This window comes from Variovorax paradoxus EPS, from assembly GCF_000184745.1.
In the GTDB taxonomy this organism is placed as follows: domain Bacteria; phylum Pseudomonadota; class Gammaproteobacteria; order Burkholderiales; family Burkholderiaceae_C; genus Variovorax; species Variovorax paradoxus_C.
Genome location: NC_014931.1, coordinates 4,306,471 through 4,321,614 on the forward strand (window position 1 = coordinate 4,306,471; position 15,144 = coordinate 4,321,614).

General features: G+C 66.2%; 13 protein-coding genes. 4 read left to right on the forward strand and 9 right to left on the reverse strand.

Annotated features, from left to right (window positions below; genetic code table 11):
* Positions 1 to 18: 18 nt before the first annotated feature.
* Positions 19 to 738: an O-methyltransferase gene (locus VARPA_RS19915; RefSeq protein WP_013542381.1), complete on the reverse strand. Its 720-nt coding sequence runs from the start codon at positions 736 to 738 to the stop codon at positions 19 to 21.
* Positions 739 to 743: 5 nt separating this feature from the next.
* Positions 744 to 3,290, reverse strand: coding sequence for a penicillin acylase family protein (locus tag VARPA_RS19920; protein ID WP_013542382.1), 2,547 nt, complete (start codon positions 3,288 to 3,290; stop codon positions 744 to 746).
* Between the two features lie 94 nt (positions 3,291 to 3,384).
* Between VARPA_RS19920 and VARPA_RS19925 the strand changes: the two genes are divergently transcribed.
* The 3 genes from VARPA_RS19925 to VARPA_RS19935 all read left to right on the forward strand — a co-directional run bounded on the left by VARPA_RS19925 (position 3,385) and on the right by VARPA_RS19935 (position 6,117).
* Positions 3,385 to 4,461, forward strand: a complete 1,077-nt coding sequence (locus tag VARPA_RS19925) for a PLP-dependent cysteine synthase family protein (RefSeq protein WP_013542383.1) — start codon at positions 3,385 to 3,387, stop codon at positions 4,459 to 4,461.
* Positions 4,461 to 5,534 (forward strand): lipocalin-like domain-containing protein, encoded by a 1,074-nt coding sequence (locus VARPA_RS19930; protein WP_013542384.1) that lies wholly within the window; start codon positions 4,461 to 4,463, stop codon positions 5,532 to 5,534. The genes VARPA_RS19925 and VARPA_RS19930 overlap by 1 nt, the downstream gene beginning before the upstream one ends.
* A gap of 109 nt (positions 5,535 to 5,643) precedes the next feature.
* A complete protein-coding gene (locus tag VARPA_RS19935) occupies positions 5,644 to 6,117 on the forward strand; it encodes a YXWGXW repeat-containing protein (protein ID WP_013542385.1) in 474 nt (157 codons plus the stop codon).
* A gap of 61 nt (positions 6,118 to 6,178) precedes the next feature.
* On the opposite strand, the gene VARPA_RS19940 is transcribed toward VARPA_RS19935, so the two are convergent.
* The 6 genes from VARPA_RS19940 to VARPA_RS19965 form a co-directional block, all read right to left on the reverse strand.
* Positions 6,179 to 7,165 carry a branched-chain amino acid ABC transporter permease gene (locus VARPA_RS19940; RefSeq protein WP_013542386.1) on the reverse strand — a complete coding sequence of 329 codons (987 nt, stop codon included), beginning with the start codon at positions 7,163 to 7,165 and terminating at the stop codon, positions 6,179 to 6,181.
* Between the two features lie 10 nt (positions 7,166 to 7,175).
* A complete protein-coding gene (locus tag VARPA_RS19945; protein WP_013542387.1) occupies positions 7,176 to 8,051 on the reverse strand; it encodes a branched-chain amino acid ABC transporter permease in 876 nt (291 codons plus the stop codon).
* Positions 8,052 to 8,096: 45 nt separating this feature from the next.
* Complete coding sequence (locus VARPA_RS19950) at positions 8,097 to 9,293, reverse strand: ABC transporter substrate-binding protein (protein ID WP_013542388.1); 1,197 nt, start codon at positions 9,291 to 9,293, stop codon at positions 8,097 to 8,099.
* 59 nt (positions 9,294 to 9,352) lie between these two features.
* On the reverse strand, positions 9,353 to 10,501 hold the full coding sequence (locus tag VARPA_RS19955; RefSeq protein ID WP_234975106.1) for an ABC transporter substrate-binding protein: 1,149 nt from the start codon (positions 10,499 to 10,501) through the stop codon (positions 9,353 to 9,355).
* 94 nt (positions 10,502 to 10,595) lie between these two features.
* Positions 10,596 to 11,303 carry an ABC transporter ATP-binding protein gene (locus VARPA_RS19960; RefSeq protein WP_013542390.1) on the reverse strand — a complete coding sequence of 236 codons (708 nt, stop codon included), beginning with the start codon at positions 11,301 to 11,303 and terminating at the stop codon, positions 10,596 to 10,598.
* 1 nt (position 11,304) lies between these two features.
* On the reverse strand, positions 11,305 to 12,075 hold the full coding sequence (locus VARPA_RS19965) for an ABC transporter ATP-binding protein (RefSeq protein WP_013542391.1): 771 nt from the start codon (positions 12,073 to 12,075) through the stop codon (positions 11,305 to 11,307).
* Between the two features lie 223 nt (positions 12,076 to 12,298).
* On the opposite strand from VARPA_RS19965, the gene VARPA_RS19970 reads away from it, so the two are divergent.
* Positions 12,299 to 13,498, forward strand: coding sequence for an AGE family epimerase/isomerase (locus VARPA_RS19970; protein WP_041943879.1), 1,200 nt, complete (start codon positions 12,299 to 12,301; stop codon positions 13,496 to 13,498).
* A gap of 73 nt (positions 13,499 to 13,571) precedes the next feature.
* On the opposite strand, the gene VARPA_RS19975 is transcribed toward VARPA_RS19970, so the two are convergent.
* The gene (locus tag VARPA_RS19975; RefSeq protein ID WP_013542393.1) at positions 13,572 to 15,134 is read right to left on the reverse strand and encodes a DHA2 family efflux MFS transporter permease subunit; all 1,563 of its coding nucleotides are present in this window, start codon (positions 15,132 to 15,134) and stop codon (positions 13,572 to 13,574) included.
* Positions 15,135 to 15,144 lie beyond the last annotated feature (10 nt).

The window sequence follows — 15,144 nt, forward strand, 5'->3', positions numbered from 1 at the left end:
CCCCTCCTCTTTCACGGCTCAGAGATCGGACGTTCCGTTCCAGTCGATGAGGCCGGTGCCGCTCCAGTGGCCGAAGGATGTCAGGTCCAACTTGGGCTGCGCGACGCGGCGCCAGATGTCGATCATGTTCACCACGCGGATGTCGTCGAACACGACCACGACATTGCGCGACAGATTCAACGTGCTCAGATTGACGAGGATGTCCGCTTCGGTCCGCCCGTCCTTCGGCCCATCGACAAAGATCAGGTCGGCCGACTCGAACAGCGCGCGATGCGGCTCGATGCCGCCGGGCGTGGAGATGTCATGCAGCACCTGACGCACGCGGCCTTCCGAGAAATCCGCAGGTGCGAGCCAGGTGTCGGCGAAGCTGTTCCACGCCAGCAGATCGAAGGTGGTCAGCGTGCCCGAAGGCTGCAGGTCCTGCGCAAGCGCCAGCGTGCCCATGCCGGTGAAGGTACCGATCTCGATCACCGTCTTCGGCTTCAGCGTGCGCACCAGCGCGGCCAGCAACCGGTAGTGCTCGCCGGGCCAGGTGTCGAACCAGTGCGGCTCCTTCGACGCGCGGCCTTCGTAGATGGGCAGTGCCACATCGATCGCCACCGAAACCGCCTGGAGAGCGATGTCCATCAGGCGCCGGCTGGGCCGGGCGGGCTCGTCATCCATGCTCGCGATGATCGAGACCTCCTTGTGGCGCGCGGGGACTTCGGCAAATTTCCGGTTGAGTTCGTCGAGGGTCATGCCGCTTATTTTGCGGGCGTGAGCTGGATGCGTTCGACCGTTTCCTTCTCCACCGCTCCGCGGCTGTAGACCAGCGGCACGTACTTGCCTTCGAGCCACAGCGGCGCAAGGTCGCGGTAGTTCGGGCTGTCCGGGTTGCCCGACTGGCCCGGCGTGTTGATGACGCGCGAGGCGTCCCAGTTGCCCACGTCGAGCACCATGCGGAACGACGCGCCCGAAGTCAGCTTGTAGTCGCTGGCCCGGTAGGTCGCGGCCATCGGCGTGAAGCTGGAGCCCGACATCGGCCAGTCGCCCACGTCGAGCTTCTTGCGCGTGGCGGCATCGACCACGCCGGCCAGCGGATGGCGGAACTCCGCGCGGTGCAGCGTGCCCCACTTCCAGGCCGTCGTGTCCGGCCCGAGCTTGGCGGTGAGCTCCTGCATCGCGGGCGGCAGCGTCTGCAGCAGCAAGGCGTCGCGCTGTGCATCGGAGACCCAGCCAAACGGGTTTTCAAGCAGCAGCACCATGCGCGTGTTGTCACCGGGCGCAGCCAACGTGGCCCCCACCTCGCCCGCGCCAGCCTTGAGCACCGCTGCGCGCAAGGTCTTGCCGCTCCACACCTCGTAGAGCGCGGCTGCGGCGCTGTCGCGGTCCATCGTGCCGTCCCAGTTCTGCAGGAGGCGCAGGCCGGCTGCGGTTTGCGCGTCGTCGCTGCGCAGGCCCGCCAGCAGCTTCAGGAGCCGCTGCGCGGGCGTCGCGACGATGTCGTTCTGCATGCGCTCGGAGTCCTCGATGGTGAAGCGCGAACCCGCCGCCACCTTCGCGGCGAACAGCTCTTTCAAACGCCGTGCGCGGGCCGCATCGCTCCACTCGTAGCCGATGCCTTTCTTCGCGGCCGGATGGTCGGGCGGAATGTTGTTCTCGTTCGCGGTCACCACGTAGCCGCGCGCGGGGTTGAACTCCGAAGGCAGTTCGTCGCCGTTGCGAAAGCCCGACCACTCGTAGCGGCCGTCGCCCGGCACGGGCATGAGCCCGTCCCAGTTGGGCCGGATCGGCGTGAGCCCGCCCGGAATCCAGCCGACGTTGCCGCTGCTGTCGGCATACACCTGGTTCTCGCCCGGCGCGCCCCAGCGGTTCATCGCGGCGCGGAACTGGTCCCAGTTGCGCGCGCGCATGTAGTCCATCGAACCGAAGTACGGCGCCATGCCGGGCTCCAGCCAGGCGGCGCGCAATGCATACGCGCGGCGCTTGCCGGGCTCGGACAGCAGCACGGGGCCGTGGCGCGTGAAGGTGTTGACCACCTCGCGCGGCGCGCTCTCGCCGCGCACCGCGATGCGCTCGGTCACGCGGGTCATCGGCTCCCAGCGGCCCTGGTAGCGGTACTCGTTGAGGTTCTTCGGGTTGAGCTGGTACACGTACAGGTCTTCCTGGTCCATGTAGAAGCGCGTGAGGCCGAAGGCGATGGTGCCGTTGTGGCCGATCGACAGGCCCGGCAGGAAAGGCTCGCCCGCGCCGATGGCGTCCATGCCGGGTGCGCTCAGGTGCGTCATGTAGCGCAGGCTCGGCGCGCCGTGCGAGCGGTGCGGATCGTTCGCGAGGATGGGCCGGCCCGTGGACGTGAGCTTCGGCGAGATGACCCAGTTGTTGCTGCCGTACGCGCCCGTGGGGTCGCCCTGCAGGGCTTGTTGTTGCGCCTCGTCCTGCTCGGCCTTTGCGGCGATGGACTCGGCGCTGCCGGGCAACAAGGCAACTGGCGCGGTAGGTGCGCCCGCATTCATGCCGACCCGCGTGTTCTCTTTGGTGAAGCGCGGCGAATCGGTCGCCCGCAGGTAGGCCGCGCGCAGTTCCGCCGCCGGGATGGTGCAGGGGTCGAACCCCACGGGCACCTTGGGCGTGACCGGCGGATCGAGTTCGCGGCGCAGCCAGTCGGCCTTGACGCCCGGGCCGCCGGCGCAGAAGGCGCGTGCGCGGTCGACCTCTGAAGTGAAATTGAGCGTGAGCCCGTGGTGCCGGATGCGCACCACATCCTCGGGCGACCACATCGCCGGCTGGTAGCCCAGCAATGCGAATTCGGTGGGCAGCAGCGCGGGCTGCGCGCGAACCTGCGCGACATAGGCATTGACGCCGGCCGTGAAAGCCTCGGCCACGCGCTTGGCGTCCGACCCGTAGGCCAGCCACTCGCGGTACATGTCGCCGCGGTAGAGCACGGCGCGCGCGGCGCGGTCGCTCTCGACCCAGGCGGGGCCGAAGTCTTTCGCCATTTCGCCGAGGCCGCGCTTGCGCCACAGGTCCATCTGCCAGAGCCGGTCGCGCGCGGCGATGAAGCCCTGCGCCACGAAGGCGTCGTAGAGCGTGCCGGCATAGAGATGAGGCACGCCCCAGCGGTCGACCAGCACCTCGGCGGGCTTCTCGAGGCCGGGGACGGCGAAGGATGAGGAGGGGCGGCTGGGTGTGTCGCTGACCGAAGGACCGGACGCACAACCTGCGAGTGCGATGGCGGCAAGTGCGCCGATGAGGGAAAGCCGATGGTTCGGCATGCGTCGCGCGGCGAGGCGCGGGCTCGTTCTTTTCATGGGTCTCGTCTCCTGCCTTGTGGATGGCAACGCACAGTATCCCGATTTCCACCGGTGGCCCGGTTACAAGGCATGACTTGTAGACTGGCGCGCTATGCAGCCCACCCCCACATCTCCTTCCTGCAGCGGCTGGCTCGGCAGTGCCATCCGCCGCATCGAAGCCGACTACCAGCGCAGCGCCGACACGCACCTGATTCCGCTCCCCCTGCCCGCACTCGCGGCAGCGGGCATCGACCTGTACCTGAAGGACGAATCCACCCACCCGACCGGCAGCCTCAAGCACCGGCTCGCGCGCTCGCTCTTTCTCTACGCGCTGTGCAACGGCTGGGTGCGCGAGGGCACGACCATCGTCGAGGCCTCAAGCGGTTCGACGGCGGTGAGCGAGGCCTACTTCGCGCGGCTGCTGGGCCTGCCCTTCATCGCGGTGATGCCGCGCAGCACCTCGCCCGAGAAGGTCGCGCAGATCGCCTTCTACGGCGCGAGCTGCCACTTCGTGGACCATGCGGCAGAGGTGTACGAGGAAGCCCGCGCGCTTGCCGAGCGCACCGGCGGCCACTACATGGACCAGTTCACCTACGCCGAGCGCGCGACCGACTGGCGCGGCAACAACAACATCGCCGAGAGCATGTTCCAGCAGATGGCGCGCGAGCGGCATCCGATACCGGAATGGATCGTGGTGGGCGCGGGCACCGGCGGCACCAGCGCGACCATCGGCCGGTACCTGCGCTACCGCTGCCACGACACGCAGGTGTGCGTGCCCGACCCCGAAGGCTCGGTGTTCTCGGCCTATCACCGCACGGGCGATACGACGCTGACGGCCGTGGGCTCGCGCATCGAAGGCATCGGGCGGCCACGCGTGGAGCCGAGCTTCATCCGCACGCTGGTCGATCGCATGATCGAGGTGCCCAATCTCGATTCGGTGGCGGCGATGCATGCGCTCTCGGCGCTGCTCGGGCGCAAGGTGGGTCCGTCGACGGGCACCAACTTCATCGGCATGCTGGCCGTGGCCGATGAAATGCGCGCGGCCGGGCGGCAAGGCTCGATCCTGTCGCTGCTGTGCGATTCGGGCGAGCGCTACCTGCCGAGCTACCACGATGCGGCGTGGGTGAAGAACGCGTTCGGCGACATCGGGCCTGCGCAGCAGCGCGTCGATGCGCTGGTGGCGGGGTGATGCCTTCGCCTTCCGGTGCTTTCGGTCTCTCTCGGCGCAGCCTGCTGCTCGCCGCGCTGGCCGCAGTGCCCGCAAGCTGGGCATTGCCTCCGCGCACGCTGCAATTCCCGCGCGACTTCGGCAGCCATCCCGACCTGCAAACCGAGTGGTGGTACATCACCGGCCACGCGAAGAACGCAGCGGGGCGCGAGTTCGGCTTTCAGGTGACCTTCTTCCGCTCGCGCATCGACGCGACGCAGAACATGCGCTCGGCCTTTGCCGCGAAGAACCTGGTGTTCGCGCATGCGGCCGTCACCGACCTCGAAGGCCGCGTGCTGCTGCACGACCAGCGCATCGCGCGCGCGGGTTTCGGCGTCGCCTCGGCCAGCGAGGCCGACACCGAGGTGCGGCTGCGCGACTGGTCGCTGGTGCGCAAGGACGGCAGCTATGCGGCGCGCATTCCGGCCGGGGAGTTCGCGCTCGACCTGCGCTTCGTGCCGACGCAGCCGGTGCTGCTGCAAGGCAACGCAGGTCTCTCGCGCAAGGGGCCCGACGAAGCCCAGGCGAGCTACTACTACAGCGAGCCGCAGCTCAAGACGCAGGGCAAGCTCACGCTCAAGGGCCAGGCTTTCGAGGTCGATGGCACCGCCTGGCTCGACCACGAATGGAGCGAGGCGTTGATGCACCCCGAGGCCGTGGGCTGGGACTGGATCGGCATGAACCTCGACGACGGAAGTGCGCTCACGGCCTTTCATTTGCGCCGCAAGGATGGCAGCGCTCTCTGGGGTGGCGGCTCGTTCCGCACGCGCGACGGTGTTCTTCGCGTCTTCAAGAACGACGAAGTGCGCTTCGAAAGCCTCAACGCCTGGAGCAGTCCGCGCACGCAGGCGAAGTACCCGACGCAATGGCGCGTGCAGACGTCCTCTGGCAACTTCGAGGTGCGCGCCCTGCTCGACGACCAGGAGTTGGACAGCCGGGGTTCGACCGGCGGCGTGTACTGGGAGGGGCTCAGCGATCTGCTCGATCCACAGGGGAAGCGCGTGGGTCGGGGCTATCTGGAGATGACGGGATACGCTGCGCCGCTGCGGCTGTAGTTTCTATTCGGGTGCATGCGCAGGCCATCGGGTACTGGCGCAAGGCCTGACAACCGGCGGTGCCCCGCATGCGTTGGCGGTTTGCACACCCACGAAAACTGGAGGATCCATGAAGATTCGATTCGCCGCGCTCGGCCTGGCCAGCGCTTTTGCATTGCTGGCCGCGCCTCTTGGCGCGAACGCACAGGTCTCGGTGAACATCAACGTTCCCGGGTTGGTCATGGTGGCGCCGCCACCTCCACGCTACGAGGCACCACCGCCACCGCGCGGCGGCTATGTCTGGGTGCCGGGCCGCTGGGCCTGGGACGGCCGCGCGTATGCGTGGCGACGCGGCGACTGGCGGCCCGCGCGGGCAGGCTACGCCTACGCCCCGGGCCGCTGGGTCGAAGACCGTGGCGGCTGGCGCTGGACCGAAGGCGATTGGCGCCGCCGCGAGGCCCGTCGCGAAGCCCGCCGCGACTGGGGCGACGGCCCTCGGCGGCACGATCGCGACGACCGCGGCCATGGCCATGGCCATCGCGGGCACGACCGCGACCGAGGCGATTTCTGCCCGCCCGGCCAGGCGAAAAAAGGCAACTGCTGATCAACGGCAATAAAAAAGGGAGCTTCGAAAAGCTCCCTTTTTTTGGCGTTGCCCGGTGCCGCTACTTCGCGCGTCGCCGGTCGATGAACGCAATGATCTCGCCCATGATCCCCTTGCGGAACGCCAGCACGCAGATCACGAAGATCAGGCCCGTGACCATGGTCACCGACTCGCCCAGCGTGTTGAACCAGTCCACCGTCGTGATGCGTGCGAGGAAGTTGCCGAGTTCGCCGATCTTGTTCTCCAGCAGCACCACCACCGCCGAACCCACGATGGGGCCCGAGAGCGTGCCGAGGCCGCCCACCAGCGTCATCAGGATGACCTGGCCCGAAGCGGTCCAGTGCACGTCCGACAGCGTCGCGAAACCCAGCACCAGCGTCTTGAGCGAACCCGCCAGGCCCGAGAGCGCGGCCGAGATCACGAAGGCCAGCAGCTTGAAGCGGCTCACGTCGTAGCCCAGCGAGAGCGCGCGCGGCTCGTTTTCCTTGATGCCCTTCAACACCTGCCCGAACGGCGAATGGATGGTGCGCACGATCAAGAGGAAGGCCAGCACGACGACGACCAGCGCGACGTAGTACATCGTGAGGTCGTTCGACAGATCGATGACGCCGAAGAGCTTGCCGCGAGGCACGCCCTGCAGGCCGTCTTCGCCGCCGGTGAACTTGGCCTGCAGCGCGACGAAGAACATCATCTGCGCGAGCGCCAGCGTGATCATCGCGAAGTAGATGCCCTGCCGGCGGATGGCCAGGATGCCGAAGATCCAGCCGAGGAAGGCGCCGCTCAAAGTGCCGGCGATGAGGCCGAGTTCCGGGGTGAGGCCCCAGACCTTGATGGCATGGCCCGCCACATACGCGGAGCCGCCCAGGAAAGCCGCGTGCCCGAAGGACAGCAGACCCGTGAAACCCAGGAGCAGGTTGAAGGCCGCGGCGAACAACGCGAAGCACATGAGCTTCATCACGAACACCGGGTAGGCGCCGAAGAACGGCGCGGCGATGAGCGCGACCAGCAGCAGCGCGTAGACGACGGTGGAGATCTTTTTCATGTTCATGCCGTCCGCCTTATTTCTCTTTGCCGAACAGGCCGGCGGGGCGGATGAGCAGCACGATGACCATGATCACGAACACAACCGTAGACGATGCCTCTGGATAGAAAACCTTGGTGAGCCCTTCGATCACGCCGAGGCCCAGGCCCGTGAGGATGGCGCCCATGATCGAGCCCATGCCGCCGATCACGACCACCGCGAACACCACGATGATGAGGTTCTGCCCCATCAGCGGCGAGACCTGCATCACCGGTGCGGCCAGCACGCCCGCGAAGGCCGCGAGCGCGCAGCCGAAGGCGTAGGTCAGCGTGATCATCAGCGGCACGTTGACGCCGAAGGCTTCCACCAGGCGCGGGTTCTCGGTGCCGGCGCGCAGATACGCACCCAGGCGCGTCTTCTCGATCACGTACCAGGTGGCAAAGCAGATCACCAGCGAGGCGACGACCACCCAGGCGCGGTAGTTGGGCAGCACCATGAAGCCGAGGTCGGTGGCGCTGGAGAGCGCGTCGGGCGCGTCGTACGGCAGGCCCGAGACGCCGTAGACCGAGCGGAACACGCCTTCGATCAGGAGCGTGAGCCCGAGCGTCAACAGCAAGCCGTAGAGATGGTCCAGCTTGTAGATCCAGCGCAGCAGCAGCCGCTCGATCACCACGCCGAAGAGGCCGATGACGATGGGTGCCGCGATCAGCATCACCCAGTAGTTGATGCCGAAATACTCCATGGCCATCCAGGTCAGGACGGCCCCCAGCATGAACAGCGCGCCGTGCGCGAAGTTGATGACGTTGAGCAAACCGAAGATCACCGCCAGCCCGAGACTCAGGATGGCGTAGAACGAGCCGTTGACCAGCCCCAGAAGGAGCTGGCTCAACAAGGCGGGGAGGGAAATGTTCATAAGCGTTTCAACGAACCCGGGCGCCGCAAAGGCGCCCGCGGGAGATCACTTCCAGAGGGCGCACTTGCTCTCGGCCTTGGTCGTGAAGACGTCCTCGCCCTTGAGCTTCTGGACCACCTTGTAGTAATCCCAAGGCTGCTTCGACTCGGCCGGCGACTTCACCTGCACCAGGTACATGTCGTGCACGAAGCGGCCGTCGGCGCGGATGTTGCCCTTGGCATAGAAGTCGTCGATGGGCGTGGACTTGAGCGTTTCCATCACCTTGTCGGCATCGACCGTCTTGGCGGCCTGCACGGCCTTGAGATACGTCATGGTGGCCGAGTAGTCGGCCGCCTGGATGTCGGTGGGCATGCGCTTGGTCTTCTCGAAGAAGCGCTTGCCGAAGGCGCGCGTCTTGTCGTCGAGGTTCCAGTCCCAGCTGGTGGTGAGCAGGAGGCCTTCGGTGTTCTTCAGTCCCAGGCTGTGCACGTCGGTCACGAACACCAGCAGGCCCACCATCTTCATCGACTTGGTGATGCCGAATTCCTTGGCAGCCTTGATCGAATTGATGGTGTCGCCGCCGGCATTGGCGAGCGCCAGCACCTGCGCCTTGGAGTTCTGCGCCTGCAACAGGAACGAAGAGAAGTCCGACGTGTTGAGCGGATGCTTCACGCTGCCCACCACGGTGCCGCCCTTTTCCTTCACGACCTTGGAGGCATCGGCTTCCAGGGCCTGGCCGAAGGCGTAGTCGGCGGTGAGGAAATACCAGCTCTTGTCGCCGCGCGCGATCACCGCGCTGCCGGTGCCCTTGGCGAGCGCCACGGTGTCGTAGGCGTAGTGCACGGTGTAGGGCGAGCACTGTTCGTTTGTGAGCGCCGAGCTGCCCGCGCCGTTGACGATGAAGACGCGCTTCTTCTCCTGCGCCACCTTCGCCATCGCGAGGCCGGTGCCCGAACTCGTGCCGCCGAACAGCATCGTCAGGCCCTGCGTGTCGATCCACTCGCGCGCCTTCGAGGCGGCGATGTCGGCCTTGTTCTGGTGGTCGGCCGACAGCAGTTCGATGGGCATGCCGTTGACCTTGCCGCCGAAGTCGTCGATCGCCATCTGGATCGCCAGGGCGCCGTTCTTGCCCTCCACGTCCGCATAGAGGCTCGACATGTCGGTGATGAACCCGATCTTGACCTTGTCCTGCGCCTGGGCAGCGCCCGCGGCCACGAGACAGGTGGCCAGCAGGCAGGCGGAAGCGATGAGCGTGCGTTTCATGGGAGGGTCCTCGTTGACTTCGGTGGGTGAATCGCGAAAGGCGTCAGCGCGCTACTGCGTTATTTCCAGGCGGCGCATTTCGTTTCGGCCTTCGTGGTGAAGACCTGGTCACCCGGCAGCACCTTCAGCACCTTCAGGTAGTCCCACGGCTTCTTCGATTCGGCGGGCGACTTCGCTTCGACAAGGTACATGTCGTGGATGAAGCTGCCGTCGGCGCGGATCTGGCCCTTGCCGTAGAAGTCGTCGATCTTCATGCTCTTGAGCTGCGCCATCACCTTGTCGGAATCGGTGGTCTTGGCGGCCGCCACGGCCTTCAGGTAGGTGGTGGTGGCCGAGTAGTCGGCGGCCTGCACGTCGGTGGGCATGCGCTTGGTCTTCTCGAAGAAGCGGTTGGCGAACTTGCGCGTGTCGTCGTTCAGGTCCCAGTACCAGCTGGTGGTGTGCAGCAGGCCTTCGGTGTTCTTCAGGCCCAGGCTGTGGATGTCGCTCAAAAAGACCAGCAGGCCCGCGGTCTTCATGGTCTTGTTGATGCCGAATTCCTTCGACGCCTTGATCGCGTTGATGGTGTCGCCGCCCGCGTTCGCCAGGCCCAGGATCTGCGCCTTGGAGTTCTGCGCCTGCAGCAGGAAAGAGGAGAAGTCCGATGCGTTCAGCGGATGGCGCACCGCGCCCACCACCGTGCCGCCCTTTTCCTTCACCACCTTGGTGGTGTCGGATTCGAGTGCGTGGCCGAAGGCGTAGTCGGCGGTCAGGAAGAACCAGCTCTTGCCGCCACGGTCCACGACCGCCGCGCCGGTGCCCTTGGCCAGCGCCACGGTGTCGTAGGCGTAGTGCACGGTGTAGGGCGAGCACTGCTCGTTGGTGAGCACCGAGCTGCCGGCGCCGTTGTTGAAGTACACGCGCTTCTTCTCTTCGGCCACCTTGGCGGTCGCGAGCGCGGTGCCCGAATTGGTGCCGCCGAAGATCATGGTCACGCCGGCGGTGTCGACCCACTCGCGGGCCTTGGAGGCGGCGATGTCGGCCTTGTTCTGGTGGTCTGCAACCAGCAGTTCGATGGGCTGGCCCAGCACCTTGCCGCCGAAGTCGTCGATGGCCATCTGGATGGCGGTGGCGCCGCCCTTGCCTTCGAGGTCGGCGTACAGGCTCGACAGGTCGGTGACGAAGCCGATCTTCACTTTCTCTTGAGCCTGTGCGGCGCCCGCGCCCATGGCGAGGACAGCGACGGCGGTGGCGATGAGGCCGAGTTTCTTGTTCATGGTGTTTGTCTCCTGAAAAATCTTTGGGTGTTTGCTTGAGAGGGGTTCAGACGCCGAGCAGCTCGGTGAGCACCGGCATCTTGGCTTCGAGCTCGGCGGCGCCGAACTTCTCCACGATGCGGCCGTGCTCCATCACGTAGAAGCGGTCGGCCAGCGGCGCGGCGAAGCGGAAGTTCTGCTCCACCATCACGATGGTGTAGCCCTTGGCGCGCAGCGTGGTGATCATGCGGGCCAGCGCCTGCACGATGACGGGTGCGAGGCCTTCGGAAATCTCGTCGAGCAAGAGCAGCTTGGCGCCCGTGCGCAGGATGCGCGCCACCGCCAGCATCTGCTGCTCGCCGCCCGACAGGCGCGTGCCCTGGCTGTGGCGGCGCTCGGCCAGGTTGGGGAACATCGCGTAGATCTCTTCGACAGACATGCCCGGGCCCGCGCCCTTGAGTTCGGGCGGCAGCAGCAGGTTTTCTTCGCACGAGAGGCTCGCGAAGATGCCGCGCTCTTCCGGGCAGTAGCCGATTCCGAGGTGGGCGATGCGGTGCGTCGGCATCGCGATCGTTTCCTTGCCGTTGACTTCGATGCTGCCCTTGCGTGCGCCCGTGAGGCCCATGATGGCGCGCAGCGTGGTGGTGCGGCCCGCGCCGTTGCGGCCCAGCAGCGTGACCACTTCGCCGGGCTGCACGACCATGTCCACGCCATGCAGCACGTGCGATTCGCCGTACCACGCTTGAAGGCCCTTGATCTCCAATGCAGCGGTCATGTCAGTGAGCCCCCTGCATTTCGCCGTCCGTCGTGCCCATGTAGGCCTCCATCACCTGCGGGTTCTTCGAGACTTCGGCGTAGGGGCCTTCGGCCAGTACGGCGCCGCGTTGCAGCACGGTGATGGTGTCGGCAATCGTGGAGACCACGCTCATGTTGTGTTCGACCATCAGGATGGTGCGTCCGGCCGACACGCGCTTGATGAGCTCGGCCACGCGGTGCACGTCTTCGTGGCCCATGCCTTGGGTGGGCTCATCGAGCAGCATGAGCTCGGGTTCCATCGCCAGCGTGGTGGCGATCTCGAGCGCCCGCTTGCGGCCGTAAGGCAGGTTCACGGTCTGTTCGTCGGCCAGTTCCTCCAGGCCGACTTCAGCCAGCAGCTCGCGGGCTCTGGCATCCAGAGGCTTGAGCGATTTCTCGCTCTTCCAGAAGTGGTACGAGGTGCCCAGGCGCCGCTGCAGGCCGAGGCGCACGTTCTCCAGCAACGTCAGGTGCGGGAACACGGCCGATATCTGGAACGAGCGGATGATGCCGCGCCGTGCGATCTGCGCGGGGCGTTCGCCGGTGATGTCCTGCCCGTTGAACAGGATCGTGCCCGTGGTCGGTTCCAGGAATTTCGTGAGCAGGTTGAAGCAGGTGGTCTTGCCGGCACCGTTGGGGCCGATGAGTGCGTGGATCGAGCCGCGCACCACCGAGAGGTTGACCTTGCTGACCGCGGTGAACCCCTTGAATTCCTTGGTGAGCTGGCGTGTTTCGAGGATGACGTCGCTCATCTCGCGAGGTCGCCCGGGTTCGGAAAAAAGAAGTCGGTCATGCGGTCCATCTTGGCGCGCCACCATGAGCGCGGACCGATTGTTGGTGGGCGACCCGTACTTGCATACTGGGGCAAATGCCTATGCTGCAGTGCAACCTGCGCAAGAAGGAGAAGTTATGCACGATCACGACTGTCGTCCCAATGACAATGGCGTCGCCCGCGACACTCACACCCTCAGCGCCATGCCCGACTTCCGCTCACCCGAATTCCTCATCGACCACATCCGGCACACGCTGGACTTCTACGCGCCGCGCGACCTCGATCCGTCCGGCGGCTTCTTTCATTTCTTCAAGGACGACGGTGCGGTCTACGACCGCCGCACGCGCCATCTGGTGAGCAGCACGCGCTTCGTGTTCAACCACGCGAACGCGTACCGCCGCTTCGGAAACGCCGTGGACCTCGACGCCGTACGGCACGGCCTCGCCTTCCTGCGACACGCGCATGCGCTGCCCGGCGGCGGCTACGCATGGCAGATCGACTGGCACGACGGCCGCGCCACGGTGCTGGACGGCACGCAGCACTGCTACGGCCTGGCCTTCGTGCTGCTCGCGCATGCGCACGCGCTGATGGCCGGCGTGAGCGAGGCGCGCGAAGGACTTGAACATGCGTGGGACCTGATGGAGCAGCACTTCTGGGAACCGCGCCACCACCTGTATGCCGACGAAGCCACGGCCGACTGGCGCGTGTCGCCCTATCGCGGCCAGAACGCCAACATGCATGCCTGCGAGGCGATGATGGCCGCCTTCGAGGCCACGCACGAGGCGCGCTACCTCGACCGCGCGCTCGCACTCGCCGAGGCCGTGACGGGCCGGCAGGCCGCGCTGGCCGATGGCCTCGTGTGGGAGCACTACCGCACCGACTGGTCGGTCGACTGGGACTTCAACCGCGGCGACCGCAGCGACATCTTCAAGCCCTGGGGTTTCCAGACCGGCCACCTGACCGAGTGGGCCAAGCTGTTGCTGCAACTGGAACGCCTCTTGAATGCCCAAGGCACCGAAGCCGACTGGATCGTGCCGCGCGCCCGTCACTTCTTCGACACCGCGATGTTCCGCGGCTGGGATGGGGACAACGGCGGACTGGCCTACGGCTTCGCGCCCGACGGCTCGATGTACGACGGCGACAAGTATTTCTGGGTGCAGGCCGAGAGCTTCGCCGCCGCCGCCCTGCTCGCGGTGCGCACCGGCGATGCGAGCTATTGGAACTGGTACGACAGCATCTGGGCGTACGCGTGGGAGCACTTCATCGACCACACGCACGGCGCGTGGTACCGCATCCTCACGCCGCAGAACCGGAAGATCAGCGACGAAAAAAGCCCGGCCGGCAAGACCGATTACCACACGATGGGCGCCTGCTACGACGTGCTGAAGGCGCTGGGCAAGTAAAAACCCCCAGGGTCCCGAAGGAGCCTGGGGGTGATGGTGATCACGGGTGACGGGGTGACAACCGCGTGTGTCGTCAGTGCGCACCCGCCGCGGCGTCGCCACCGGCGCCGCCCTTCTGCGGCTTGGCCAGCCACACCAGGGGGATCAGCAGCAGGAACAGGATCGCCGAGGCATAGAAGATGTCGTTCGTCGCGAGCATGTAGGCCTGCTGGTCGACGATGCGGTTGATCTGTCCCATCACCTGCTCGGTGCTGAGGCCGCTGCCGGTGAGCCCGGACATCGCAGCGGTGGCCGCGTTGTTGCCCTGGTTGATGGTCTCGGCAAGCTGCGCGTGGTGCAGCGTCGCGCGGTTGTCCCACAGCGTGGTGGTGAGCGAGGTGCCCATGGCACCGGCCGTGATCCGCAGGAAATTCGACAACCCCGAGGCGGCCGGAATGCGGTCGGGCGTGAGGCCCGACAGCGTGATCGTCACCAGCGGAATGAAGAAGAACGCCATCGCGATGCCCTGGATCACCGTCGGAATGATGATGGTGACGAAGTCGGCCTGCGTGTTGAAGTTCGACCGCATCCACAGCACCAGCGCGAACACCAGGAACGAGAACGTGGCATAGCGGCGCGGATCGATCTTGGACACGGTGAGCCCGACCACCGGCGAGAAGAAGATCGCCAGCAACCCCACCGGCGCCATGATCATCCCCGCCTGCGTCGCGGTGTAGCCCATCCACTGCTGCAGCCACAGCGGCAGCAGCACCACGTTGCCGAAGAAGAGGCCGTAGGCCACGGCCGTTGCCACGGCGCCCGACCAGAAGTTGCGGCGCTTGAAGAGCGACAGGTCGACCACCGGGTGCTTGTCGGTCAGCTCCCAGATCAGGAAGAACGCGAAGCCGACCACGGCCACCACCGCCATCGTGACGATCTGCGGCGAGTGGAACCAGTCGAGCTCCTTGCCCTTGTCGAGCATGAGCTGCATCGAGCCGACCCACAGCACCAGCAGCGCGAGGCCGATGGCGTCGATGGGCACCTTGTGCGTGTTGCTCTCGCGCTTGCGATAGAGCGCCCAGGTGATGGAAGCCGCAACGATGCCCACGGGGATGTTGATGTAGAAGATCCACGGCCACGAGATGTTGTCGGTGATCCAGCCGCCCAGGAGCGGCCCCATCACCGGCGCGACCAGCGTGGTCATCGACCACATCGCCATCGCAAGGCCCGCCTTGGCCTTCGGATAGCTGGACAAGAGCAGCGTCTGCGACAGCGGAATCATCGGACCCGCGACGAAGCCCTGCAGCGCGCGGAACAGGATGAGCGTGGTCATGTTCGGTGCGAGGCCGCACAGGAGCGAGCTGATCATGAACAGGATCACGCTCGCCATGAACAGGCGCACCTGGCCGAAGCGCTGGGTCATGAAACCCGTGAGCGGCACCGCGATGGCATTGGCCACCGCGAAGCTGGTGATGACCCAGGTGCCCTGCGTGGTGCTCACGCCCAGGTCGCCCGAGATGGCAGGCAACGACACGTTCGCGATCGACGAATCGAGCACGTTCATGAAGGTTGCCGCAGACAGCGCGATCGTGCCCCACACGCGGGCGGAACCCTCGAGCGGTGCGTGCGCTATGTAAGCGGGAGCGGCGGTGGCCATTGCGCGTGCT